General features: G+C 68.2%; 23 protein-coding genes. 14 read left to right on the forward strand and 9 right to left on the reverse strand.

Annotated features, from left to right (window positions below; all coding sequences use genetic code 11):
• Positions 1-94 precede the first annotated feature (94 nt).
• On the reverse strand, positions 95-895 hold the full coding sequence (locus C9412_RS13180; protein WP_107232033.1) for a c-type cytochrome: 801 nt from the start codon (positions 893-895) through the stop codon (positions 95-97).
• 156 nt (positions 896-1,051) lie between these two features.
• Here C9412_RS13180 and yihA point away from each other — a divergent pair, with 156 nt between their 5' ends.
• Entirely contained in the window at positions 1,052-1,654 is a 603-nt protein-coding gene (gene yihA, locus C9412_RS13185) for a ribosome biogenesis GTP-binding protein YihA/YsxC (RefSeq protein ID WP_107232034.1), read from the forward strand.
• A 97-nt stretch (positions 1,655-1,751) separates the two neighbouring features.
• Here yihA and C9412_RS13190 read toward each other — a convergent pair whose 3' ends face one another.
• From C9412_RS13190 to C9412_RS13200, 3 genes are all read right to left on the reverse strand, one after another.
• Positions 1,752-2,726: an MBL fold metallo-hydrolase gene (locus C9412_RS13190; protein ID WP_107232035.1), complete on the reverse strand. Its 975-nt coding sequence runs from the start codon at positions 2,724-2,726 to the stop codon at positions 1,752-1,754.
• A gap of 703 nt (positions 2,727-3,429) precedes the next feature.
• On the reverse strand, positions 3,430-4,254 hold the full coding sequence (locus C9412_RS13195; RefSeq protein WP_107232036.1) for a helix-turn-helix transcriptional regulator: 825 nt from the start codon (positions 4,252-4,254) through the stop codon (positions 3,430-3,432).
• Positions 4,251-4,955 (reverse strand): VIT family protein, encoded by a 705-nt coding sequence (locus C9412_RS13200; protein ID WP_107232037.1) that lies wholly within the window; start codon positions 4,953-4,955, stop codon positions 4,251-4,253. The genes C9412_RS13195 and C9412_RS13200 overlap by 4 nt, the downstream gene beginning before the upstream one ends.
• Positions 4,956-5,107: 152 nt before the next feature.
• On the opposite strand from C9412_RS13200, the gene C9412_RS13205 reads away from it, so the two are divergent.
• On the forward strand, positions 5,108-6,472 hold the full coding sequence (locus tag C9412_RS13205; protein WP_107232038.1) for a glutamate--cysteine ligase: 1,365 nt from the start codon (positions 5,108-5,110) through the stop codon (positions 6,470-6,472).
• Positions 6,473-6,563: 91 nt separating this feature from the next.
• On the opposite strand, the gene C9412_RS13210 is transcribed toward C9412_RS13205, so the two are convergent.
• The gene (locus C9412_RS13210; protein WP_005419275.1) at positions 6,564-7,622 is read right to left on the reverse strand and encodes an NAD(P)-dependent alcohol dehydrogenase; all 1,059 of its coding nucleotides are present in this window, start codon (positions 7,620-7,622) and stop codon (positions 6,564-6,566) included.
• Positions 7,623-7,729: 107 nt separating this feature from the next.
• On the opposite strand from C9412_RS13210, the gene C9412_RS13215 reads away from it, so the two are divergent.
• Complete coding sequence (locus tag C9412_RS13215) at positions 7,730-8,614, forward strand: LysR family transcriptional regulator (RefSeq protein WP_107232039.1); 885 nt, start codon at positions 7,730-7,732, stop codon at positions 8,612-8,614.
• Positions 8,615-8,682: 68 nt separating this feature from the next.
• Here the strand turns inward: C9412_RS13215 and C9412_RS13220 are convergent, their stop codons facing one another.
• Positions 8,683-9,099 (reverse strand): VOC family protein, encoded by a 417-nt coding sequence (locus tag C9412_RS13220; protein WP_107232040.1) that lies wholly within the window; start codon positions 9,097-9,099, stop codon positions 8,683-8,685.
• 115 nt (positions 9,100-9,214) lie between these two features.
• Between C9412_RS13220 and C9412_RS13225 the strand changes: the two genes are divergently transcribed.
• Positions 9,215-9,892, forward strand: a complete 678-nt coding sequence (locus C9412_RS13225; protein ID WP_107232041.1) for an SMI1/KNR4 family protein — start codon at positions 9,215-9,217, stop codon at positions 9,890-9,892.
• Positions 9,893-10,019: 127 nt separating this feature from the next.
• Here the strand turns inward: C9412_RS13225 and C9412_RS13230 are convergent, their stop codons facing one another.
• The gene (locus C9412_RS13230; protein WP_107232086.1) at positions 10,020-11,123 is read right to left on the reverse strand and encodes an alkene reductase; all 1,104 of its coding nucleotides are present in this window, start codon (positions 11,121-11,123) and stop codon (positions 10,020-10,022) included.
• Positions 11,124-11,253: 130 nt separating this feature from the next.
• Here C9412_RS13230 and C9412_RS13235 point away from each other — a divergent pair, with 130 nt between their 5' ends.
• The 6 genes from C9412_RS13235 (at position 11,254) to C9412_RS13260 (ending at position 16,551) form a co-directional block, all read left to right on the forward strand.
• Positions 11,254-12,159, forward strand: a complete 906-nt coding sequence (locus C9412_RS13235; RefSeq protein ID WP_107232042.1) for a LysR family transcriptional regulator — start codon at positions 11,254-11,256, stop codon at positions 12,157-12,159.
• 70 nt (positions 12,160-12,229) lie between these two features.
• The gene (gene frmR, locus C9412_RS13240; protein ID WP_107232043.1) at positions 12,230-12,505 is read left to right on the forward strand and encodes a formaldehyde-responsive transcriptional repressor FrmR; all 276 of its coding nucleotides are present in this window, start codon (positions 12,230-12,232) and stop codon (positions 12,503-12,505) included.
• A gap of 58 nt (positions 12,506-12,563) precedes the next feature.
• Entirely contained in the window at positions 12,564-13,673 is a 1,110-nt protein-coding gene (locus C9412_RS13245; RefSeq protein ID WP_107232044.1) for an S-(hydroxymethyl)glutathione dehydrogenase/class III alcohol dehydrogenase, read from the forward strand.
• Between the two features lie 8 nt (positions 13,674-13,681).
• A complete protein-coding gene (locus C9412_RS13250; protein ID WP_107232045.1) occupies positions 13,682-14,038 on the forward strand; it encodes a YqcC family protein in 357 nt (118 codons plus the stop codon).
• Between the two features lie 63 nt (positions 14,039-14,101).
• Positions 14,102-14,932, forward strand: coding sequence for an S-formylglutathione hydrolase (gene fghA, locus C9412_RS13255; RefSeq protein WP_107232046.1), 831 nt, complete (start codon positions 14,102-14,104; stop codon positions 14,930-14,932).
• A 173-nt stretch (positions 14,933-15,105) separates the two neighbouring features.
• Positions 15,106-16,551: a GGDEF domain-containing protein gene (locus C9412_RS13260; protein ID WP_107232047.1), complete on the forward strand. Its 1,446-nt coding sequence runs from the start codon at positions 15,106-15,108 to the stop codon at positions 16,549-16,551.
• Between the two features lie 38 nt (positions 16,552-16,589).
• Here C9412_RS13260 and C9412_RS13265 read toward each other — a convergent pair whose 3' ends face one another.
• Positions 16,590-17,060 (reverse strand): hypothetical protein, encoded by a 471-nt coding sequence (locus C9412_RS13265; protein WP_107232048.1) that lies wholly within the window; start codon positions 17,058-17,060, stop codon positions 16,590-16,592.
• A gap of 5 nt (positions 17,061-17,065) precedes the next feature.
• On the reverse strand, positions 17,066-17,512 hold the full coding sequence (locus C9412_RS13270) for a universal stress protein (RefSeq protein WP_107232049.1): 447 nt from the start codon (positions 17,510-17,512) through the stop codon (positions 17,066-17,068).
• A 141-nt stretch (positions 17,513-17,653) separates the two neighbouring features.
• On the opposite strand from C9412_RS13270, the gene C9412_RS13275 reads away from it, so the two are divergent.
• The 4 genes from C9412_RS13275 (at position 17,654) to C9412_RS13290 (ending at position 22,943) form a co-directional block, all read left to right on the forward strand.
• Entirely contained in the window at positions 17,654-18,562 is a 909-nt protein-coding gene (locus C9412_RS13275; RefSeq protein ID WP_107232050.1) for a LysR family transcriptional regulator, read from the forward strand.
• Between the two features lie 339 nt (positions 18,563-18,901).
• Complete coding sequence (locus C9412_RS13280) at positions 18,902-20,431, forward strand: MFS transporter (protein WP_107232051.1); 1,530 nt, start codon at positions 18,902-18,904, stop codon at positions 20,429-20,431.
• Between the two features lie 20 nt (positions 20,432-20,451).
• Positions 20,452-21,534, forward strand: a complete 1,083-nt coding sequence (locus tag C9412_RS13285; RefSeq protein WP_107232052.1) for an HlyD family secretion protein — start codon at positions 20,452-20,454, stop codon at positions 21,532-21,534.
• A complete protein-coding gene (locus C9412_RS13290; protein ID WP_107232053.1) occupies positions 21,531-22,943 on the forward strand; it encodes an efflux transporter outer membrane subunit in 1,413 nt (470 codons plus the stop codon). The genes C9412_RS13285 and C9412_RS13290 overlap by 4 nt, the downstream gene beginning before the upstream one ends.
• The last annotated feature ends 29 nt before the right edge of the window (positions 22,944-22,972 follow it).

Raw genomic sequence — 22,972 nt, forward strand, 5'->3', positions numbered from 1 at the left:
CCGTTGAAAAAAACAACGCCGGCGCAGTCGCCGGCGTGAAGGAAACATACCGCAGGAGCGGGCGCTGGTGGCGGCCCGCGCCGACCAGTGGTGGTCAGGGGGCGGCGACCGGTTGTGCCGGCGTGGCCGCAGCGGCCACATCGTCGGCCTTGTTGTGCAGGCCCTGCAGGTAGCTCGACAGCGCCTGCACTTCCTGTTCGCTCAGCTTCTGCGCCACCGTGGCCATGATCTGGAAGTGGGTCTTGTCGGTCTCGTGGGTCTGCCCGGCCTGGTACTCCTGCAGGCGGCGGGCGACATAGCTGGCGTGCTGCCCGCCGATGTGCGGATAGGCCGGGCCCGGATTGCCGGCGCCGCTGGGGCCGTGGCAGGCCATGCAGGCCGGCAGCCCACGCTTGGCGTCGCCGCCGCGGTACAGCTGCTGGCCGATCTCGTAGAACTTCATGCCCTTGTAGGGGCCGTCGGCGACGACCGTATCGTCGGCGATGCCGGCGGTGGCCTTCTGGGTGGCGAAGAACGCGCCGATATCGCGCATGTCCTGCGGGGTAAGGTTCTGCACGAACGGCACCATCGCCACCGCCGCGCCGGAACTGCGCTGGCCATTGGCGATCAGGGCCATCTGCTGGGCCACGTAGCGCTCGCTCTGGCCGGCGATGGACGGGTACATCTCGACCGTGGAGTTGCCGTCGGCGCCATGGCAGGCCGCGCAGGCCGAGGCCTTGGTCTGGCCGGCCTTGGCATCGCCCCAGTGGGTCTTGCTGAAATCCACTTCCAGCGAGGCAGTGTTGATCGGCCCGTTGTCGGGCAGCGGGGTCAGCGTGGTCTGCGCGAACGCAGCGGCGGCAACGACGACAGCAGTGGCAAGGGCGGATACGGCAAGAACGCGAGCGTGGCGCATGCTAAAGCTCCGTATGGACCGGGCCGGGCGGTGGCCGCCGGCATCGCCCGGATTATCAACGGCGTTTCCGCGCACGGTCAACGCAGCAGTGCAGCAAAATGCCCCGCGCGGCCCCCGGAACGGGCGCGCGGCGCCGCAACATGCGATCCTAGGCATATGTCATTGCTCATCGAACGCGCCCGTTACCACCTTTCGGCCCACAACGCGCGGCAGCTGCCGCCCGATGAAGGGGCCGAGGTCGCCTTCGCCGGCCGCTCCAACGCCGGCAAGTCCAGTGCGCTCAACGCGCTGACCCGCCAGAACGCGCTGGCCCGTGTTTCCAAGACGCCCGGCCGCACCCAGCAGCTGGTGTTCTTCCAGATCACCCCCGAAGCCAGCCTGGTCGACCTGCCCGGTTACGGCTACGCCAAGGTGCCGCTGGAACTGCAGGCGCACTGGCAGGCCTTCATCGACAAGTACTTCCGCACCCGCGAAGCCCTCAAGGGCCTGGTGGTGGTGATGGACATCCGCCATCCGCTGAAGGACTACGACCGGCAGATGCTGTCCTATGCCGTGCAGCGCGGCATGCCGGCGCACGCGCTGCTGACCAAGGCCGACAAGCTCAGCCGCAGCCAGCAGATGCAGACCCTGCAGAAGGTACGCAAAGAACTGCATTCGGCCTACGGCGACAGCGTCAGCGTGCAGGTGTTCTCCGGTGAGGACCGCACCGGCGTGGACGAAGCCCGCGGCGTGATCGGCGGCTGGTTGGGTCTGGCATAAGGCATTTCTGGTTGCCCGGCTGGCAGCCGGGCGCTACCGACCTGTTTCCTGGTAGTGCCGGCCGCTGGCCGGCAACGTCGCCATGCACGGCGGCACCTCATTTCAGCGGCGAATACTCCACCGGCACCCAGGCGTAGGCCTGGCCTTCACCGCGCACGTGGCCCAGGCCGGGGAATGGCAGGTGCGCACCGGCCACCCACCACCCCTTGGCGGTGGCCTGCAGCAGCAGGCTGCGACGGCTGGCGGTGGCCGCCTTGCGGTCCGAGTCCGCTTCGAACGCCGCCTCCGGGTGCGCGAACTGCACCGCATGGAAGTGCAGCACGTCGCCCCACACCAGCAACGACTGGCCCTGGCTGTCGAACCGATAGGAGACGTGGCCGGGCGTATGGCCGTGGGTATCCATCGCCACCGCGCCGCCGGGCAGGGCATCGCCGGGGCGGAAGGTGCGCAGATGACCGCTGGCCTGGTAAGGCGCCACTGCGTTGCGCGCCAACGGGAAGGCGAAGCGCACGCCCTGCGGTGCGCCGGCCTCGCTGGCGGGATCGAGCCAGTAATCGGCATCGGCCTTGGACAGCCACACCGTAGCATTGGGGTAGGCCGGCTTGCCCTCGGCGTCGAGCACGCCGCACAGGTGGTCCGGATGGGCATGGGTGAGCAGCACGTCATCCACCTCGGCGGGATCCACGCCGGCCGCACGCAGGTTGCCCAGCACCTGGCCCAGGCCAGGGCCGAAGCACTGCGCGGTGCCGGTATCGACCAGCGTCAGGTGGTTGCCCTGACGCACCAGGAAGGCATTGATCGCGGTCTGCAGGCCTTTCTTGTCTTCGGGTACGTAGCGGCCATCGAGCAGGCGGCTGACCAGCGAGGGCGCAACGTCGACCACTTCCTGCCGGCCCAGCGCGACCACGCCGTCGAACAGGGCGGTGACCTGCAGAGCGCCGATGTGCTGGTGGTAGACACCGGGCACCTGCTGGGTGGGGGCGGGCGAGGTGGCTTCGGCCAGTGCGGCCAGGGGCAGGGAGGACAGGGCCAGCAGCAGGGTGGAGCGCAGCGGCAGGTGACGCAGGGTCATGGCGGTTCTCGGTGGATGACGGGTGGTTCGGTTGGCCTAGCGTGCCGTGGCCGGCATGCGCACGGCGCTCAAAGCAGTGCGCGGAATGCTCAGGGAGGAGTTGCTTGCAGGGCTTGCAGCCCTGCACCCGCTGCAGGCAACAGCAACAGCCGAAGCAACGGCGGGCTTCCTGTGGGTAGGCGGGGTGGGTCCGGTTGCGGGAGACGCCGTAAACCCCGCTCCGCGGTCCGGCCCAGCCGCTGGCGGCTGTGCGTTCGGGCGCTTGCGAAGCAGTGCTTCGCAAGCAAAGCGCCCTCACCCATGGGGGCTTGGCCGCGGCATCCATGCCGCGGACACTCCCGCAACCGGACCCACCCCGCCTTCGACAGTTTTCCGCGATCTTTCGGAAATGCTCTTGGGGTCAGATCCGTTTTCCGCAGGAAAACGGATCTGACCCCAGATCGATTTCGATATCTGACAGAAGAATCGTGTCGACCAAGGTCGACACCTACCAACAGCCGCAGAAATCTGTCAGAGGTGGGGCGGTGTGGGTGGGCAGGACCGTTGGCGCCATGGATGGCGCCATCGAGCCCCCATGGATGGGTTTACGGCGTGTCCTGCCCACCCACACCGCCCCGCCATCCCACGGAATGCACGCTGTTGCTGTTGCTTCGGCTCTTGCTGTTGCCTCGGCGGGTGCAGGGCGCAGCCCTGCCGAACCCCCTCAAATGTCTGTGGGAGCCAGTCCGTACTGCTCGGCGAAGCGCTTGCTGAAGCTCGCCGCAGAGCGGTAGCCCGCGCGCGCTGCCACGGTCTTCAGCGGCAGGTCGGTGGTGTACAGCAGCTGCATGCCATGCGCGAGGCGGGCTTCGGTCAGCAGTTGGCGCAGGCTGGTGTCCTCGGCGGCCAGGCGACGGCGCAACGTGGCGCCACTCAGTGCGAACTGTTCCTCGACATCGCGTGATTGCCAGTCGCGCGCGGGCTCGGCGGCGATGCGGTCGCGGATCTGTTCGCCCAGGCTCGGTGCGTGTGGCAGCAGCAGGTTGCCGTGGCCCTGGCGGCACAGGGTCAACACCAGCGTGGCCAGCGCCAGCCGTGCTTCGCTGTAGCGGCCGTCCTGCAGCGACTGCCGCCATTGCCGCAGTACCGCGCCATGTTCGGCCAGGGGCAGCCGTGCCATCACCGGGCCGGCGCTGGGCAGCTCCTCGTTCCACAGCGTGCGCGCTGCCGCCAGCACTTCGGCGCACAGCGGCACGATCGCGCTGAGATAGCGGCCGCTGTGTGGATCGGGGCGGTTGACCACATCGATGCGGCAGCGCTGGGTCAGCAGCAGGATGTCGCCGGGCACGAATTCCAGTGACTGGTGCGCGGTACGTACCTGTTTGCGGCCTTCCAGCAGGATCGCGAACTGTGGTTGCGGGATCTCCACCGAACTGGCGCCATGCTCGCGCCGTGCGGTGATGCAGGCATAACCTTCGGCGCGTTCGCAGCCGGCCAAGCTGGCCATTTCAGCCAGCAGCGCGGAGGCGGGCGGCAGCATGACGGTCATGACACGTGGGCGCCGAGCAGGCGGCCGACGCCGGCGGCGGCCGCCATCGCCAACGCGCCCCAGAACATCACCCGGATCGCGCCACGCAACGGCGGTGCGCCGCCCGCCTGCGCGGCCATCGCGCCGGTCAGGCACAGGCCGAGCAGGGTGCTGGCGGTGGTCATCAGCGCGACCTTGTCCACCGGCGCGAGCAGGGCGGTCAGTACCGGCAGTGCGGCGCCGCAGGTGAACGCACCGGCCGAGGCCAGCGCCGCCTGCAAGGGACGCGCGCGCAGGGTGTCGGTGATGCCGAGCTCGTCACGTGCGTGCGCGCCCAGCGCATCGTGCGCGGTGAGCTGCTGGGCCACCTGGCGGGCCAGCGCCGGGTCCAGGCCGCGGTGGCGGTAGATCGCGCTCAGCTCTTCCAGTTCGCTGTGTGGGTCCTCGTGCAGCTCGCGCTTTTCCATCGCCAGGTCGGCGTCTTCGGTATCGGCCTGGGTCTGCACCGAGACGTACTCGCCGGCCGCCATCGACATCGCGCCGGCCACGGTGCCGGCCACGCCGGTGGCCAGGATCGTGCTGGCCGAGGCGCCGCTGGCGGCCACGCCCACCACCAGCCCCGCCACCGAGACGATGCCATCGTTGGCCCCCAGCACGGCGGCGCGCAACCAGCCGACGCGCTCGGAGCGGTGCAGTTCAGGGTGTCGTGAATGGCGGCTCATGATCTTGAGTGTACGGGGGTCAAGAGGGCGTCGGTAGGATGCTGAAACCCGTCACCGTCGCATGACGCAACGGGGTGCCACGCTATAGTGCGCCCTTGCGATGGAAGGCCATGGGCCCCACATCCCCTGCCACTGTCCAGCGAGTCCTCCCCTTGTCGAGCCCCAGCCACGTCGCCGATACGCCCATTACCGACCGCTCGCAGCTGGTTGCGGAGATCGCCTCCGGCGAGAAGCCCCGTGCGCAGTGGCGCATCGGTACCGAGCACGAGAAGTTCGGGTTCCGCCTGGATGACCTGCGCCCGCCGACCTTCGAAGGCGAGCGCGGCATCGAAGCGCTGCTCAAGGGCCTGGTCCGCTTCGGCTGGCAGCCGGTGCAGGAGAACGGCAACACCATCGCCCTGCTGCGCGACGGCGCCTCGGTGACGCTGGAACCGGCCGGCCAGCTGGAGCTGTCCGGCGCGGCGCTGGAAACCATCCACCAGACCTGCGTGGAGACCGGCACCCATCTGAACGAAGTGGCGCAGGTGGCCGGTGAACTGCAGCTGGGCTTCCTCGGCATGGGCTTCCAGCCGAAGTGGGCGCGCGATGAGATGCCGTGGATGCCGAAGGGCCGCTACAAGATCATGCGCGCCTACATGCCCAAGGTCGGTTCGCTGGGCCTGGACATGATGACCCGCACCTGCACCGTGCAGGTGAACCTGGATTACGCCAGCGAAGCGGACATGGTGAAGAAGTTCCGCGTGTCGCTGGCGCTGCAGCCGATCGCCACTGCGCTGTTTGCCGATTCGCCGTTCACCGAAGGCAAGCCGAACGGCTACCTGAGCTATCGCTCGCACATCTGGACCGACACCGACGCCGACCGTACCGGCATGCTCGACTTCGTGTTCGAGGATGGCTTCGGTTACGAGCGCTATGTCGATTACCTGCTCGACGTGCCGATGTACTTCTCCTACCGCGATGGCATCTACCACGACGCCAGCGGGCAGAGCTTCCGCGATTTCATGCAGGGCAAGCTGCCGGTGCTGCCGGGTGCGTTGCCGACCCTGCGCGACTGGTCGGACCACACCACCACCGCGTTCCCGGAAGTGCGCCTGAAGAAGTACCTGGAAATGCGCGGCGCCGACGGCGGCCCGTGGAGCCGGCTGTGTGCGCTGCCGGCGTTCTGGGTCGGCCTGCTGTACGACGACACCGCGCTGGATGCGGCGTGGGATCTGGTGCGTGACTTCAGCCTGGCCGAGCGCCACGCGCTGCGCGACGGCGTGCCCAAGCATGCGATGAACCTGCCGTTCCGCACCGGCACGGTGCGCGACCTGGCCCGCGAAGCGGTGAAGATTTCGGTGGAGGGCCTCAAGCGCCGTGCCGCGCGCAATGCCGACGGACAGGATGAGAGCAAGTTCCTGGACGTGCTGCAGGAAATCGTCGAGTCCGGGCTGACCCCGGCCGAGCGCAAGCTGGCGCTGTTCCATGGCCGCTGGCACGGCGATGTCGATCCGGTGTTCCGCGAGTTCGCGTACTGATCGCCTCGCGGTGGTGCCGGCCAGCGGCCGGCACTACCCAGAGAAAAACCCCGGCATTGCCGGGGTTTTTCATTTTTGCATCTGCTTTGGATCAGGCTGCGTTCTTCATCGTCGCCATGTCGATCACGAAGCGGTAGCGCACATCGTTCTTCGCCATGCGTTCCCAGGCTTCGTTGACGTTCTTGATGTCGATCATCTCGACATCGCTGACGATGCCGTGCTCGGCGCAGAAGTCCATCATTTCCTGGGTCTCGGCCATGCCGCCGATCGCCGAGCCGGTCAGGTGCTTGCGGCCGAAGATCACGCTGCCGCCGGTCAGCGGCGGGTCCAGCTCGGTCAGCACGCCGACCAGGCACATGGTGGCCTCGCGCTTGAGCAGGCCCATGTACGGGTTGGTGTCATGGCCGACCGGGATGGTGTTGAGCAGGAAGTCGAAGCTGCCGGCGTGGGCCTTCATCTGCGCGGCATCGCGCGAGACCAGCACTTCGTCGGCGCCCAGGCGCTTGGCGTCGGCACCCTTTTCCGGGGTGGTGGTGATCATCACCACGTGCGCGCCGAGCGCCTTGGCGAACTTCACGCCCATGTGGCCGAGGCCACCCAGGCCGATCACGCCGACCTTCTGGCCCGGGCCGACCTTCCAGTGACGCAGCGGCGACCAGGTGGTGATGCCGGCGCACAGCAGCGGCGCGGCGGCCTTCAGGTCCAGCGTGTCGGACACCTTCACCACGAAGCGCTGCTCGACCACCACGTGGTCGGAATAGCCGCCGTAGGTCGGCGCACCGCTTTCACGCTCGCGGCCGTTGTAGGTCCAGGTCGCGCCTTCGGCGCAGTACTGTTCCAGATCGTGCTCACAGGCGTCGCAGTGGCGGCAGGAATCGACCATGCAGCCAACGCCGGCGTGGTCGCCGACCTTGAAACGGGTGACGTTGCTGCCGACCTCGGTGACGCGGCCGATGATCTCGTGGCCCGGCACCATCGGGTAGATCGAGCCACCCCAGTCGTCGCGGGCCTGGTGCAGGTCGGAGTGGCAGATGCCGCTGTAGAGGATCTCGATGCGCACATCGTCCGGGCCGACCGCGCGGCGTTCGAACTCGTACGGAATCAGCGGGTCGGTATGTGAATGGGCGGCGTAACCACGGGCGAGGGACATGGGGAATCCTTGGCAGGGTTTGTCGAAAGGCGTTTTACAATACGCCCCGTACCCAGCGGCAAGAAGCCCGGATATCGGCATGATTCATCAAGTGGAACTGCACAATCATGGCCACTGACAACCTGACCCACCTGGCCGCCTTCGCCGCGGTCGCCCGTCATCGCAGCTTCCGCCGCGCCGGCGCCGAACTGGCGCTGTCGACCTCGGCGGTGAGCTATGCGATCCGCGCGCTGGAAGAGCGGTTGGGCGTTGGCCTGTTCCATCGCACCACCCGCAGCGTGGCCCTGACCGAGGCCGGGCAGCGCCTGCTGGAGCGCCTGCAGCCGGCGCTGGGCCAGGTACATGACGCCTTGGAAGAGATGAACCAGTTCCGCGCCGCCCCGGCTGGCCTGCTGCGGATCAACGCGACGCGGGCGGCGGTGGCGACCCAGTTGGGGCCAAGGCTGGCGCGCTTCCTGCACGCACATCCGGATGTGCGGGTGGAGCTGACCGAGAACGATGGCCTGGTCGATATCGTCGCCGAAGGCTACGACGCCGGCGTGCGCCTGCACGAGTTCGTACCCGAGGACATGGTGGCGGTGCCGATGGGGCCGCCACTGCGCGGCTTGATCGTCGGATCGCCGGAGTATCTGCGTCGACGTCCGGCCCCGCAGCATCCGCGTGACCTGGCCGGCCACGAGTGCATCCGCTTCCGCTTCGCCAGCGGGCATCTGTACAAGTGGCAGTTCGAGCGTGATGGGCAGGCGCTGGAAATCGACGTGCCGGGGCGGCTCACGTTGGGCGAGCAGGGCACCGTGGTCGGCGCGGTGCTCGATGGCATCGGCCTGGCCTATGTGCTGGAAGATACCGCGCGGCCGTACATCGCATCCGGGCAGATGGTGGCGGTGCTGGGAGACTGGAGCGAACCGTTCGCCGGGTTTGCACTGTATTACCCGAAGCAGCGGCAGATGCCCGGTGCGCTGCGCGCGTTCGTGGATATGCTGCGGGAGTGAATCGCGGTGGGTGATGCAGGGCCGACCAACGGTCGGCACCCCCCACAGCCACCCCTTACCGTGATCGCTCATTCCACCAGCGCGTCATACCCCAGGCCGACAAACTGGATCAGGCAGAAACCATGCCCGAACGGATCGGCCAGCACCGCGATACGCCCCCAGCGGCGCTCGCCAACCGGCTGTTCGAGGATCGCACCGGCCGCAACCGCACGCGCCAGCGCGACTTCGATGTCATCCACCACCCAGTCCAGATGCAGCGGCGTCCAGTGGCGCTGGTAATCGCGCACGTCGCCGTCTTCGGTGGCAGGGCTGCCACTGTCGTTCTGCAACAGATACAACGGCGCAGGACCACCCAGCAGTTCCACCGCCCCCGCGCCGAGGCGGCGGCCGACGCGCAATCCAAAGGCGGCCACATAGAACGCTTCGGCGGTGGGCAGGTCGGGCACGTCGATGTTGATGATGAAGCTCTGTGCAGGGGAATGCATGGTAGCGACCCACGGCAGTCGGTGGCCTGCAGTCTAGTCCTGCCACGGCCTGTTGCCGGTTCATCTCCTGCACGGATTCGGGCAAGCTGGGCGACCTCTGTCGACAAGGACTTCCATGAGCGCACTCCCTGACATCGAACAGGCCACCGGGCAGGCCTTCCCCCCTTTGTTCAAGCAGCTGCATGCAGCGGGCCGGTTGAGCTGGGGCAGCCCCCACCCGCAATGGTCCGAAGCGGTGTTTCCGGCGCTGCAAGCTGATCCGCCGGTGCTGCTGTACGCCCAGGATTATGAGCCGCTGGAATCTGACGAGCTGCTGGAGGCATGGCAGGAGTTGACCGCGGAGGATCACTACAATCCCCTGCGCGCCGACCTGCAACTGCTGCCGTTCGCGCGAACCGGAGCAGGCGACAGCTACTGCTTCTGGAGCAACGCGCCCGGTGTTGCCGAACCACCGGTGGTGCTGGTGTGGCATGACGATGATCGTGCCGATGTGCTGGCCGCCAATTACCAGGATTTCCTGTTCCGCAAGATGGTTGAAGCGGTTGCCGAATACGAGCCGCCGTACTCGCTGCTCTCGCACGGCGACCTGGCCGGGAATCTGCAGCGCTGGTTGCAGACCCACCAGCCGGTGCTGCGCAGTGATCAGCACGCGGCGTTGCAGCGGTTGTTCGCCCGTGTAGACGATATCGAAGAAGGAAACATCAGCGACGACGACGCGCAGGCCATCGTTGCCGAAGTGATCGGCTTCGATCAGTTGGACGCGTCGTTCGCCTACGTGCGCGAGGACGCCTGAAGGCCGGGGTCGGATCCGCGCGCGGCGCGGCGCTGACCCCTTCTTCGCCGGACAGGGGTCAGAGCCCTTTCCGTTGAGCGCCGGGGTCGGATCCCCGCCTGTGGCGGGGATCCGACCCCGTGCGGGATCAGCCTGCGGCCGGGTAATCCAGATAACCCGCCTCACCGCCACCGTAGTAGGTGCTGCGGTCAGGCGTGGCCAGCGCGATGTCGCGGCGCAGGCGCTCGACCAGATCCGGGTTGGCGATGAACGGTTGGCCGAACGCCGCCAGATCGATGGTGCCGGCTTCGACCAGTTGCAGCGCGCGCGCGCGGGTCATGCCGCCGGCCAGGATCAGCGTGCCGCCGTAGGCCTGCTTGAACTGCTGCAGGAACGCCTCACCCAGCACCGATTCACCCTGCTGCAGGTTGTCGTTGAGGTGCACGTAGGCCAGCCCGCGCTTGCCCAGTTCCTCGGCCAGGTACAGGTAGGTGGCTTCGTTGTCGTCGTAGAGCGGCATGTCGAAGGTGAGGTTGTTCGGTGCCAGGCGCACGCCGATGCGGTGTGCACCGATGCGCTGCGCCATCGCATCGACGGTCTCCAGGATCAGCCGCGCGCGGTTCGGCAGCGAACCGCCGTAGCGGTCCTCACGCTGGTTGATCAGCGGGTTGAGGAATTGCTCGAACAGATAGCCATTGGCAGCATGCAGCTCGATGCCGTCGAATCCGGCGGCGATCGCATGCTCGGCGCCGCGCACGAAGTCGTCGACGATGCCGGGAATCTCCGCGGTACCCAGCGCACGCGCCGGGGTCGGATCGGCATGGCCGCGGCTGCCGTCGGCCAGGTACACGAACGAGGTGTTCTTCGGCGCGCTGGCCACCGGGCGCGTGCCGGCGCTGACCGGCTGCCCGCCATCGGGCTGCAGCGAGCTGTGCGACATGCGGCCGACATGCCAGAGCTGGGCGAAGATCGTGCCCTGCTCGGCATGCACGGCCTCGGTGACGAGTTTCCAGCCGGCCACCTGTTCGTCGGACCAGATGCCCGGCACGTCGATGTAGCCCTGTCCCTGCGGCGAGACCGGCGTGCCTTCGCTGATGATCAGGCCGGCGCTGGCGCGTTGCCGGTAATACTGCGCGGTGAGTGCGTTGGCGACCGTGCCGGGATTGCGGGCACGGGTCATCGGGGCCATCGCGATGCGGTTGCGCAGGACGGTGCCTGCCAGGTCGAACGGGTGGAACAGGGCGGCGGTCATGTCGGTCGTCTCGGTGCGGGGAAGGGGCGCCAGCGGCGCCATGCACACAGGATGGAGTTGACATGCGGGCGCATAAAGCGCTTCGATCTCCCTCGGTGCGGGACTATTTGTCCCCAATGGAGTGCGAACGATGCTGCCGCTGGAATCCTTGAATGGCCTGGTGACCTTCGTCACCACCGCACGCTCGGGCAGCTTCACCGAAGCCGCCGACGCGCTGGGCATCTCGCGCTCGGCGGTGGGCAAGGCCATCGCGCGATTGGAGGCACGGCTGGGCGTGCGCCTGTTCCACCGCACCACGCGGCGCATCGCGTTGACCACCGACGGCGAGGCGTATTACGCCTCCTGTGCAGCGGCGCTGGAGGAGATCTCCGCCGCTGAAGCCTGTCTGGGCTCGGCCGGCCTGCCCAGCGGGCGCCTGCGTATCGACATGCCGTCCTCGTTCGGTCGGCTGGTGGTGCTGCCGGTGCTGCTGCGGCTGTGCCGGCAGTACCCGGACCTGCAGCTGACGATGACCTTCACCGATCACTTCGTCGACCCGGTCGAGGAGGGCATCGATCTGCTGATCCGCTTCGGTGGCCTGCACCAGGCCGAACATCTGGTGGCGCGCCGGCTCGGGCGCCAGCGCCTGGTTACCTGCGCATCGCCGGAGTACCTGCAGGCGCACGGCACTCCGCAGACCGTGCAGGAACTGGCGCAGCACCGCAGCATCGTCGGCTTCCGCCACGGCCAGCCGGTGGCGTGGCGGGTCGGCAGCGATGATGCGGAAGGGACGTTCATCCCCAACGCGACCTACCAGCTCAACGACGGCGACGCGGTGATCGAGGCTGCCCTTGCCGGGCTCGGCATCTGCCAGATGCCGGTTTCCCTGGTGCGCCTGCACCTGGACTCCGGCGCGCTTCACTCGCTGCTGGACGCGCACATGCAGCGCCATATCGACATCCACGCGCTGTGGCCGCCAACCCGGCACCTGCGGCCGAAGGTGCGCTATGTGGTGGATGAGTTGACCCGGCTCGCAGGCCAGGGCGTGTTTGATTGACCCCCGCGGATTGAGCACGGTGGCGGGGTGTGTATACTATCCCCCAGTATAGTTCCGAGGTGGCCCTGCCATGCCGCACTCCCCCGAAGAGAAAAAGAAGGTTCTGGCCCGCGTGCGCCGTATCCGCGGCCAGTGCGATGCGCTGGACCGCGCGCTGGAAGCCGGCGCTGACTGCGGGCCGGTGCTGCAGCAGATCGCTGCCATCCGTGGCGCGGTCAACGGCCTGATGTCCGAGGTGATGGAGGCTCATCTGCGCGAGGAATTCGGCCAGCCCGCGGCCTCCGATGAACAGCACGCCGAACGCGTGCGCGACATGAGCGCGTTGATCCGCTCGTACCTGAAATAAACCACGGCGCAACATTGCGCCGCCCATCCTGTTACTGCCTGTCTTTGGAGAAGCCACCATGAAGTCCCGTGCCGCCGTCGCCTTTGGTCCCGGCCAGCCGCTGCAGATCGTCGAGATCGACGTCGCCCCGCCGAAGGCCGGCGAAGTGCTGGTCAAGATCACCCACACCGGTGTCTGCCACACCGATGCGTTCACCCTGTCCGGCGACGATCCGGAAGGCCTGTTCCCGGTGGTGCTGGGCCATGAAGGCGCCGGCATCGTGGTGGAAGTGGGCGAGGGCGTGACCAGCGTCAAGCCGGGCGACCACGTGATTCCGCTGTACACCGCCGAGTGCGGCGAGTGCCTGTTCTGCAAGAGCGGCAAGACCAACCTGTGCGTGGCCGTGCGCGCCACCCAGGGCAAGGGCGTGATGCCCGATGGCACCAGCCGCTTCAGCTACAACGGCGAGCCGCTGTACCACTACATGGGCTGCTCGACCTTCAGCGAGTACACCGTGGTGGCCGAAGTGTCGCTGGCCAAGATCAATCCGGACGCCAACCCGGAGCACGTCTGCCTGCTCGGCTGCGGCGTCACCACCGGCATCGGCGCGGTGCACAACACCGCCAAGGTGCAGGAAGGCGACAGCGTGGCCGTGTTCGGCCTCGGCGGCATCGGCCTGGCCGTGATCCAGGGCGCGCGCCAGGCCAAGGCCGGCCGCATCATCGCGGTGGACACCAACCCGTCCAAGTTCGAACTGGCGCGCGAATTCGGTGCCACCGACTGCATCAACCCGAAGGACTTCGACAAGCCGATCCAGCAGGTCATCGTGGAAATGACCACCTGGGGCGTAGACCACAGCTTCGAGTGCATCGGCAACGTCAACGTGATGCGCGCGGCACTGGAATGCGCACACCGTGGCTGGGGCCAGAGCGTGGTGATCGGCGTGGCCGGGTCGGGCCAGGAAATCTCCACCCGCCCGTTCCAGCTGGTGACCGGCCGCAAGTGGATGGGCACCGCCTTCGGTGGCGTGAAGGGCCGCAGCCAGCTGCCGGGCATGGTCGAGGACGCGATGAAGGGCGATATCGAACTGGCCCCGTTCGTGACCCACACCATGGACCTGGACAAGATCAACGAAGCCTTCGACCTGATGCATGAAGGCAAGTCGATCCGTTCGGTGGTCCACTACTGAGCCGCGGCATGGGCTGGTTCGATGCCCTGCGCAGGCCGCGCGCGGACGATCCGCGCGCGGCCCTGGTCGAACCGATCGAGCAGGCGCTGCGTGCGCTGGGCTGGGTCGAGGGACCGGTCGGGCCGCCGCGTGCCGTGGATTCACCGTTCGGTATCGACGAGATGCCGTTCGAGCACTGGCTGGCGCAGGTGTTCCTGCCGCGCCTGCACGAAGCCCGTGCCGACGGCCAGTGGCCGCCGCGCAGCCAGGTGGCGGTGGCCGCGTACCGCAACCTGGACGGCCAGCCCGGCGTCGAACCGCTGCTGCGCCTGCTGTCGCAGCTGGATGAACTGATCAACAAAGGCATCCACGCCGGGCGTGGATAAGCCGACCAAGGTCGGCACCTACCAGAAGCATGCGTGCGCCGACGCGCCGCGCAGGAGAACCTCATGGAACGCATTGAACACCGCGCCTGCTTCGGCGGCTGGCAGGATGTCTACCGCCACACGTCCTCCACGCTGGGCTGCGACATGCAGTTCGCCGTGTACCTGCCGCCGCAGGCGGCCACGCAGAAGCTGCCGGTGCTGTACTGGCTGAGCGGGCTGACCTGCACCGAACAGAACGTCATCACCAAGGCTGGCGCGCAGCGGTACGCGGCCGAGCACGGGGTGATCCTGGTCGCGCCCGACACCAGCCCGCGCGGCGACGAGGTGGCCGATGCCGAAGGCTACGACCTGGGCAAGGGCGCCGGCTTCTACCTCAACGCCACCGAGCAGCCGTGGGCCAAGCACTACCGCATGCACGACTATGTGGCGCAGGAACTGCCGGCGCTGATCGAGGCGCACTTCCCGGTGACAGCTGCGCGCGCCATCAGCGGGCATTCGATGGGCGGCCATGGTGCGCTGGTGATCGCCCTGCGCAATCCCGGGCGCTACCGCAGCGTGTCGGCGTTCTCGCCGATTGTTGCGCCCAGCCAGGTGCCGTGGGGACAGAAGGCGTTCACCGCCTATCTGGGCGCCAACCCGGCCGACTGGGCGCAGTGGGACGCCTGCGCGCTGCTGGCCACGGCCGAAGAACGGCTGCCATTGCTGGTCGACCAGGGCGAGGCCGACGAGTTCCTGCAGACCCAGTTGCAGCCGCAGCGCCTGCAGGCGGCCTGCGAGGCGGTCGGTCATCCGTTGACCCTGCGCCTGCAGCCCGGCTACGACCACAGCTATTACTTCATCGCCAGCTTCATCGGCGAGCACATCGCCCATCACGCCCGCGCCCTGCACGGCTGACTCCCGGTAGAGCCGAGCCCACGCTCGGCTCTCCCTTGGGCCTCCGACTGGATGGCAGCCGAGCATGGGCTCGGCTCTACGGTTATACCCCGCTTTTTTAGCGATGGATCACACCATCGTGGCGCCACCCCGGGCTATCGTGCGCGCGTACGGCTTTGTGGATCGGGGGATGCATGCCGGTAGTGCTGGCGCTGCTGTATGTGCTCTGCCATGGCCTGGTGCTGACCCTGTGGCCGGGATCGGCGGGCGCGGGGTCCTTCGTTTTCCTGACCGGCGCCCCCCTGCTGGCCGCAGCGGCCTGCCTGTGGCGTGGCCAACGCGACCGCGCGGCGCTGGGCTGGCGGGCCACGGCGCTGGCCTTGCTGCTGTGGGCCGGCGGCATGGGCGTGAACATGCTCGATGCCCTTGGCGCCGATCGCGCCGACATCACTCCGCGGGTGAGCCTGCTTCTGTATGTGCTGTACGGCGTGCCGCTGGTGTTCATCCTGGCGCGTGCGCGCCGTGAGCGCTGGTCGATCAGCGTGATCGACGGTGGCATGGCGGCGCTGCTGGGCGTGCTGTTCTTCGTGCATACGCAGTCGTTCGCCGACCGCATCGATATCGACAACCAGGCCATGGCGAACATGCAGCGCATGTTCGACATCCAGAACCTGTGCATCGCCGTCTTCGCGGTGGTGCGCTGGCTGGCCGGCGACGTGCCCGAGCGGCGCAGCTTCTTCCGCGCGCTGGCGCTGTATGCGCTGGTCTATCTGGCGGTGGCGTTCTACATCAATCACTACACCGCCGAACAGTCATTCGGTGCCTACAACGACCTGCTGATCGACCTGCCGTTCCTGCTGCTGGCCGTGCTGGCGCTGCGCCAGGCACCGGCGCCCGGCTTCGTGCTGCACCCCCGCCTTTCGCGGCTGGTCCAGGCCGGCGGGCCGATCATCCTGCCGCTGCTGCTGCTGGTGGTCGGCACCCTGGTGGTGGACCACGCGCGATGGCTGGCGGTGGCCGGCTTCGTGGTCGCCACACTGGGCTTCAGCCTGCGCAGTACCGTGCTGCAGATGGATCTGCTGGAGCGCCAGGCGGGACTGGATGAGCTGGCCCGGCGCGACGGCCTGACCGGGGTGGCCAACCGCCGCGAGTTCGACACGGTGCTGCAGGCCGAATGGAACCGCGCGCGGCGCAATGGCAGCGAGCTGGCCCTGCTGCTGGTCGACATCGACCACTTCAAGGCGTTCAACGACCAGCACGGCCATCCGGCCGGCGATCGTTGCCTGCAGGCGGTCGCGGCGGTGCTGAAGACAACGGCCGGCCGCGCCGGCGACAGTGTGGCGCGCTACGGTGGCGAGGAATTCGCGGTGATCGTGTCCGGAAGTGCATTGTCGGGGGTGCTGGCGCTGGCCGAGCGCCTGCGCGAGGCGGTGGAGGCCCTGCCGTTGCCAGAAGGATCGATCAGCATCAGTGTTGGCGTGGGCTATCTGCATCCACCCGCGCTGGCCAGCGCCGATCAGCTGTTGGCCGATGCAGACGCCGGCCTGTATGCCGCCAAGCGCGCTGGCCGCAACCAGGTGATGCTGCACGCGCACGTCCTCGACGATGAGGGCAACGCGCACGGCACCCTGGACTGCTGAGAACAACCGGCCAGCCCCACGCCCGCGCTGGCGCGGGGTCATCGCTGTCGTTGCCAGCCGGCCGGATCCAGCAGCCGCAGCCCGACCGGCGACAGCGAGCGTGGCCGCAGGTGCAGGTTCGCCGCCTGCACCGCCTGGGCGCAGCGCGCCAGCTGCAGACGCAGCGGCGCCAGCGGGTCGTCCGCGCGCGGGCGCGCATGCCGCCACTGGGCGATGCGCAGCAGGCAGACCAGCAGGTCCAGTTCGCTGGCGGCGATGAACGGGGAGCCGGGCCGCAGCAGGTCGATCGGCGCCGAGGGCGTGGCCAGCAGGGGCAGCAGGCCCAGAAACGCATCGCAGCCCTGCCGGTCCAGGCCGAGATCGCCCAGGCCGATGAGGCCCTCGGCCCGCCGCTCGGGCTCGCGCAGCTGGCGGATCGCCGCCAGCAGCGCCTGCTCGCCGCGGCCGAACTGACGACCGAAGGCGCGGTAGCTGACCCGGGTGGGGAACAACGGAGCGCGGGAGGCCATGGCCGCTAGCCGTGCCGGTCGCGGGTTTCCACCAGCACCGGGCAGGGCGCGTGGTGGATGGTCCATTGCCCGACCGAGGGCTCGAACAGGCGTTCCAGGCGCGACAGGTGGCGATGGCCGATCACGATCAGGTCGCACTTCAGGCGCCGGGCCTGGTCGCTGATGACTTCGCCGGGCTCGCCGGAGGGGATCTGCGCGATGGCATCGACGCCACGTTCACGCAGCTCGGCCAGCGCTTCGGCCAGCACCGCTTCGGCGCGCGAGCGCTGGCGGGCGGCTTCCGGGTACTCGATGCGGTCGGCTTCGCTGGCATCGGCGGCCAGCGCGAATTCGGGGTCGAGCACGCACAGCAGGTGCAGGCGGCTGCGCGGGCCGGCGATGGCCGCGGCCAGGTCCAGCACGCGCGCGTGCTGGGGGCCGCCATCGAGGGCGACCAGCAGGGTGTTGAACATGGATGTCTCCTTGGCAGGCCGGGGATGGTCGCCGATGTCACCGCGCGCACCCATGCCGTGCGCGGCAGTCAATGAATGCGCCAAACGCAATCCACCGTGGTCCGGCGTGCCGTAAAGTCATCTGATCTACTGGAGACTGTCATGCCCCTGCCGGACCTGAACCTGTTGCTGGCACTGGATGTGCTGATCGATGAATGCAGCGTGGCCGCCGCCGCGCGCCGGATGAACCTGAGTGCGCCGGCGATGAGCCGTACTCTGGGCCGGATCCGTACCGCGCTGGGCGATCCGGTACTGGTGCGCGCCGGCCGTGGGCTGGCGCCGACGCCACGCGCGCTGCAGCTGCGCGAGCAGGTGCGCGACGTGATCGAGCAGGCCCATCGCGTGTTCCATTCCGGCCGCGAGATCGACCTGCGCACCCTGGAACGCACCTTCAGCGTGCGCGCCAACGATGTCTTCATCGGCGGCTTCGGCGGGCGCCTGCGCGAGATCTTCCGCCAGCAGGCACCGCGCGCGGTGCTGCGCTTCGTGCCCGAGGGCGATACCGATGACGATGCGATGGCACAGGGGCGGATCGACCTGTACATCAGCACCGCCGGCAAGCATGCGCCGGACACCAAGGTGCAGAACCTGTTCAGCACTTCATTCATGGGCGCCGCGCGCGAGGACCATCCGCTGTTCGATGGCGAGATCAGCGCCGAGCGCTTTGCCGCCTGCGACCACATCGCCGTCTCGCGCCGAGGCCTGCCGCGCGGGCCGATCGATGACGACCTAGCCGCGCTCGGCCTGCAACGCCGGGTGTCGCTGATCAGCCCGACTTTCCATGGCGCGATCTTCGCAGCCGCCGAATCGGACCTGATCCTGCCGCAGATGCCGAGCGTGATGCTGGAGCGCATCGTCGGCATGCGCCTGCCGCTGCGCCTGTTCCCGCTGCCGATCCCGGTGCGCACGGCTGCCATCGTGCAGGCCTGGCATCCGCGGCTGGACAACGATTCGGCTCATCAGTGGCTGCGGCGCGCGATCAAGAATATGTGCGACACCAACATTTCGTAGAGTCGAGCCTGCTCGACTGCCTCAGCCCATCCGTAGAGTCGAGCTTGCTCGACTGCCTCAGCCCATCCGTAGAGTCGAGCTTGCTCGACTGCTGTTGGCGCACGGCAGTCGAGCAAGCTCGACTCTACGAAGCACCGATCCATGGAGCACGATCAGTCGTGCACCACGAAGCGCCGATCCATCCAGTACCGCAATCCGTGCGTCCAACGCACGCCTGGCATGCCGGCTACGCCATTTTTCGCAGCAGATCCCCTCCCTAGACTGCGCTCCCCAGAGTTTCACTGAGCGCATTCCAATGACCACCAACATGCCGTGCACTGCACGGATAGGTGCCCGGCGATGAGTACGCCGGCCGCTGCTGTCCCAGCCACCGCAGCGCCCCGACCTGCCCCCGCCCCCGGGCTCGACCGCCGCATCCTGGTCGGCCTGTGTGGCGTGCTGCTGGCCGTGCTGGTGTCGGGCTTCAACGAGAACGTCACCAAGGTCGCGCTGGCCGACATCCGCGGTGCAATGGGCTTCAGCGTCGATGACGGCAGCTGGATCGTCGCGCTGTACAGCGCGATGTCGGTCAGCGCGATGGCCTTCGCACCGTGGTGCGCGGCCACCTTCTCGCTGCGTCGCTTCGCACTTGCGATGATCGCCGGCTTCATGGTGCTGGGCGTGCTGTGTCCGCTCGCCCCGAACCTGCAGACCTTCCTGCTGCTGCGCGCGCTGCAGGGCCTGTGCGGGGGCGCGCTGCCGCCGCTGTTGATGAGCGTGGCACTGCGCTTCCTGCCACCGGGCATCAAGCTGTACGGCCTGGCAGGTTACGCGTTGACCGCCACCTTTGGCCCGAGCATGGGCACGCCGTTGGCCGCGTTCTGGGTCGAGCAGGTGGGCTGGCACTGGGCGTTCTGGCAGATCGTGCCGTACTGCCTGGCGGCGGTGGCGATGGTCAGTTGGGGCCTGCCGCAGGACCCGCTGCGGCTGGAGCGCTTCGCCCAGTTCGATACGGTCGGCCTGTTGCTCGGCCTGCCCGCACTGGTGCTGCTGGTGCTCGGCCTGGTGCAGGGCCCGCGCCTGAACTGGTTCGACTCGCCGATGATCACCCTGATGCTCGGGGGCGGCGCTGGGCTGATGGTGCTGTTCATGGTCAACGAATGGTTCCACCCGTTGCCGTTCTTCAAGTTGCAGCTGCTGGCCAACCGCAACCTCAGCTACTCGCTGGTGACGCTGGGCGGTGTGCTGTTCGTGCTGCTGGCAGTGATCTCGATCCCCTCCGGTTTCCTGGCCAGCGTGCAGGGCTACCGGCCGTTGCAGACCGCACCGATGCTGCTGTGGGTGGCGCTGCCGCAGGTGATCGCGCTGCCGCTGGTGGCGGCGTTGTTGAACCTTCGCGCAGTGGATTGCCGCTGGGTGCAGGCCACCGGCCTGGCGATGCTGGCGCTGGCCTGCTGGTTGGGCTCGCATCTGGATGTGGCCTGGATCGGCGACAACTTCCTGTGGGTGCAGGTGCTGCAGGTGTTCGCGCAGCCGATGGCGGTACTGCCGCTGCTGATGCTGGCCACCGGCGGCCTGGCCCCGCAGGACGGCCCGTTCGCCTCGGCATGGTTCAACACGGTCAAGGGCTTCGCCGCGGTGCTCGCCAGTGGCGTACTGGACGCTGTGGCCCAGGGCCGCCGCCACTTCCACTCCACCGTGCTGGTGGACCGCCTCGGCGAGCAGCCGTGGCTGGCCGAGGGCCCGCAGTTGGGGGCGCGCCTGCATGCACAGGTACAGGCGCTGACCTCGGCTGACCTGTACTGGGTGGTCGCGCTGGTGGCGCTGGCCTTCATTCCCCTCATTGCCTGGATGCCGACCCGCATCCATCCGCCACGTGCCGTGGCCTGAATCTTTCGCAGGAACCTCTCATGACGATCCATCGAACCTCTCTCCACACCGGCCTGGGCCTGGGCGTGCTGGCCCTGGCCATCGGCGCCTGGCTGCTGCTGCGCGACGGTGGCCACCAGCGAACCAACAATGCCTATGTTGTTGCCGACTACACGCTGGTGGCGCCGAAAATTCCCGGCTTCGTCAGTGCCGTGGAGGTGGAGGACAACCAGGCGGTGAAGGCGGGCGATGTACTCGCCCGCATCGACGACCGCGACTACCAAGTAGCGTTGCAGGCGGCACGTGCCGACCTGGCCAATGCCCATGCACAGCTGGCCAACGCGCAGGCCGCGCTGGCCCAGCAGGGCTCGCTGATCGAACAGGCCAGGGCCAGTGTCGATGTCAGCCGTTCCGAGCTGACCCTGGCCAGCGCCGACCAGCAGCGTTACCGCGAGCTGGCCCGTGATGGCGCCGGCACCGTGCAGAACGCACAGCAGGCGCAGTCGAAGCAGGCCGTGGCCAGTGCGCATCTGCAGCAGGGCCAGGCGGCGCTGTCGACCGCGCGCCAGCGCACCGACATCCTCAGTGCCGGTGTGCAGGCCGCACAGGCAGCGGTGCAGCGTGCAGAAGCGGCGCAGGCGCGCGCCGAGCTGGATCTTTCGCACACCGTGCTGCGTGCACCGATCGATGGCATGGTCGGACGTCGCGCGGTTCGCGTGGGGGCCTACCTCACGCCGGGAACGCCGGTGGCGGCAGTTGTGCCGCTGCAGCGCGCCTTCGTGGTCGCCAACTTCCAGGAAACGCAGATGACCCGCATGCAGGCCGGCCAGCAGGTCGAACTGACGGTGGACGTGTTCCCGGGCAAGCCGCTGCGCGGGCACATCGACAGCATCGCCCCGGCCACCGGCGTCACCTTCGCCGCGGTCGCGCCGGAGAACGCCACCGGCAACTTCACCAAGGTGGTGCAGCGCATCCCGGTGAAGATCGTGCTGGAGCCGGGTCAGCCGCTGCTGGACCAGCTGCGCGCCGGCATGTCGGTGGAAGCCAGTGTCGACCTGGACAGCCGCGCACGCGCGCAGAGCATGCAGCACAGTCCGGGTCATGCGGCCGGGGAGGGGGCATGAGCGCAGTCACCATGTTGCGCACCTTCTTCGCGGCCACCGTGTGCACGGCGCTGGCCGCCTGCACGATGGGCCCGGACTTCGTGCGCCCGCAGGCGGAACTGCCCAGCCACTGGCAGGGTGAGGCGGTGACCGCCAGTGCAATCGATCAGGACGCCGCCTGGTGGGCCGGCTTCAACGATCCACTACTGGGCCAGCTGGCAGGGCAGGTGTTGCAGGCCAATATCGACCTGCAACTGGCGGCCAACCGCGTGCAGCAGAGCCGCGCCGCGCGTGGTGTCAGCGCCGCCGACCGCCTGCCCAGTGTCAGCGCCAGCGCCAGTGGCGCGCGTGCACGCAACAGTGAGGTGGGCCTGAACGATCCCTCCGGTAATGGCGGTCGTGATGACTACGGGCTGTTCCAGGCGGGCATCGGCCTGAGCTGGGAGCTGGATCTGTGGGGGCGCGTACGGCGCCAGCTGGAAGCGGCCGATGCGCGCGTGCAGATGGCCGAGGAGGATGCGCGTGCGGTGCGCACCGCGCTGCTGGCGGAAACCGCGCGTGACTATCTGCAGCTGCGTGCGACGCGGCAGCTGCGGGCGATCACCGAGGACAATCTGAGCATCGCCCACGACATCAAGCGTCTGACCGAAGCACGCCAGCGCCAGGGCGTGGCCAGCACGCTGCAGGTCTCCAGCGCGGCGGCGCAGGTGGCGTCGTTGCAGGCACGCATCGCGCCGCTGCGGCATCGCGAATCGCAGCTGCGCAATGCGCTGGCGTTGCTGCTGGCGCAACCCCCGCAGGCACTGGATGCGCAGTTGCAGGATGCACGTCGCGACTGGCCGGCGTTGCCGGCGGTGGCGGTGGGCGTGCCCAGCGCACTGGCCGAGCGCCGCCCTGACATCCGGCGCGCCGAAGCGGCGTTGCATGCCGCCACGGCGGGAATCGGCGTGGCCAAGGCCAGTTTCCTGCCGCGCATCACCTTGAATGGCGATGCCGGTTTCCAGGCCAAGCAGCTCGATGACCTCGATGGCTGGAACGCGCATCGCTTCAGTGTCGGGCCGTCGATCAGCCTGCCGATTTTCCAGGGCGGGAGGCTGAAGGCCAACCTGGCGCTGAGCAGGCTGCAGCAGCAACAGGCGTCGCTGCTGTTCCGGCGCACGGTGCTGCAGGCCTGGCATGAAGTCGATGACGCCATCGATGGCTATGCCACCGAACAGCAGCGCACCGTGCAGTTGCACGTGGCGGTGGAGGAGAGCGAAACCGCGTTGGGTGCGGCGCGTCGGCAGTACCAGGCCGGCGTGGTCGACATGCTGGATGTGCTCAGTACCCAACGCATCGCGCTGGACAACCAGGCCGCGCTGGCCAACAGCCAGGCCACGGCGGCGATCGCGCGGGTGGAGCTGTACCGCGCGCTGGGCGGCGGCTGGTAGTGCCGGCCGCTGGCCGGCATCTTCATGGG

Source organism: Stenotrophomonas sp. Nf1 (assembly GCF_003028475.1).
Taxonomy (GTDB): domain Bacteria; phylum Pseudomonadota; class Gammaproteobacteria; order Xanthomonadales; family Xanthomonadaceae; genus Stenotrophomonas.

Bases quoted from the DNA above. Each gene is read 5' to 3' on its own strand.
- C9412_RS13245 (WP_107232044.1), top strand. From the start codon at position 12,564: ATGAAGTCCCGTGCCGCCGTCGCCTTTGGTCCCGGCCAGCCGCTGCAG.
- C9412_RS13230 (WP_107232086.1), bottom strand. From the start codon at position 11,123: ATGACCGCCGCCCTGTTCCACCCGTTCGACCTGGCAGGCACCGTCCTG.
- C9412_RS13280 (WP_107232051.1), top strand. From the start codon at position 18,902: ATGAGTACGCCGGCCGCTGCTGTCCCAGCCACCGCAGCGCCCCGACCT.
- C9412_RS13235 (WP_107232042.1), top strand. From the start codon at position 11,254: ATGCTGCCGCTGGAATCCTTGAATGGCCTGGTGACCTTCGTCACCACC.
- C9412_RS13250 (WP_107232045.1), top strand. From the start codon at position 13,682: ATGGGCTGGTTCGATGCCCTGCGCAGGCCGCGCGCGGACGATCCGCGC.
- C9412_RS13190 (WP_107232035.1), bottom strand. From the start codon at position 2,726: ATGACCCTGCGTCACCTGCCGCTGCGCTCCACCCTGCTGCTGGCCCTG.
- C9412_RS13220 (WP_107232040.1), bottom strand. From the start codon at position 9,099: ATGCATTCCCCTGCACAGAGCTTCATCATCAACATCGACGTGCCCGAC.
- C9412_RS13210 (WP_005419275.1), bottom strand. From the start codon at position 7,622: ATGTCCCTCGCCCGTGGTTACGCCGCCCATTCACATACCGACCCGCTG.
- C9412_RS13270 (WP_107232049.1), bottom strand. From the start codon at position 17,512: ATGTTCAACACCCTGCTGGTCGCCCTCGATGGCGGCCCCCAGCACGCG.
- C9412_RS13200 (WP_107232037.1), bottom strand. From the start codon at position 4,955: ATGAGCCGCCATTCACGACACCCTGAACTGCACCGCTCCGAGCGCGTC.
- C9412_RS13225 (WP_107232041.1), top strand. From the start codon at position 9,215: ATGAGCGCACTCCCTGACATCGAACAGGCCACCGGGCAGGCCTTCCCC.
- C9412_RS13285 (WP_107232052.1), top strand. From the start codon at position 20,452: ATGACGATCCATCGAACCTCTCTCCACACCGGCCTGGGCCTGGGCGTG.
- C9412_RS13260 (WP_107232047.1), top strand. From the start codon at position 15,106: ATGCCGGTAGTGCTGGCGCTGCTGTATGTGCTCTGCCATGGCCTGGTG.
- C9412_RS13215 (WP_107232039.1), top strand. From the start codon at position 7,730: ATGGCCACTGACAACCTGACCCACCTGGCCGCCTTCGCCGCGGTCGCC.
- C9412_RS13275 (WP_107232050.1), top strand. From the start codon at position 17,654: ATGCCCCTGCCGGACCTGAACCTGTTGCTGGCACTGGATGTGCTGATC.
- C9412_RS13290 (WP_107232053.1), top strand. From the start codon at position 21,531: ATGAGCGCAGTCACCATGTTGCGCACCTTCTTCGCGGCCACCGTGTGC.
- C9412_RS13180 (WP_107232033.1), bottom strand. From the start codon at position 895: ATGCGCCACGCTCGCGTTCTTGCCGTATCCGCCCTTGCCACTGCTGTC.
- C9412_RS13265 (WP_107232048.1), bottom strand. From the start codon at position 17,060: ATGGCCTCCCGCGCTCCGTTGTTCCCCACCCGGGTCAGCTACCGCGCC.
- C9412_RS13195 (WP_107232036.1), bottom strand. From the start codon at position 4,254: ATGACCGTCATGCTGCCGCCCGCCTCCGCGCTGCTGGCTGAAATGGCC.
- frmR (WP_107232043.1), top strand. From the start codon at position 12,230: ATGCCGCACTCCCCCGAAGAGAAAAAGAAGGTTCTGGCCCGCGTGCGC.
- fghA (WP_107232046.1), top strand. From the start codon at position 14,102: ATGGAACGCATTGAACACCGCGCCTGCTTCGGCGGCTGGCAGGATGTC.
- yihA (WP_107232034.1), top strand. From the start codon at position 1,052: ATGTCATTGCTCATCGAACGCGCCCGTTACCACCTTTCGGCCCACAAC.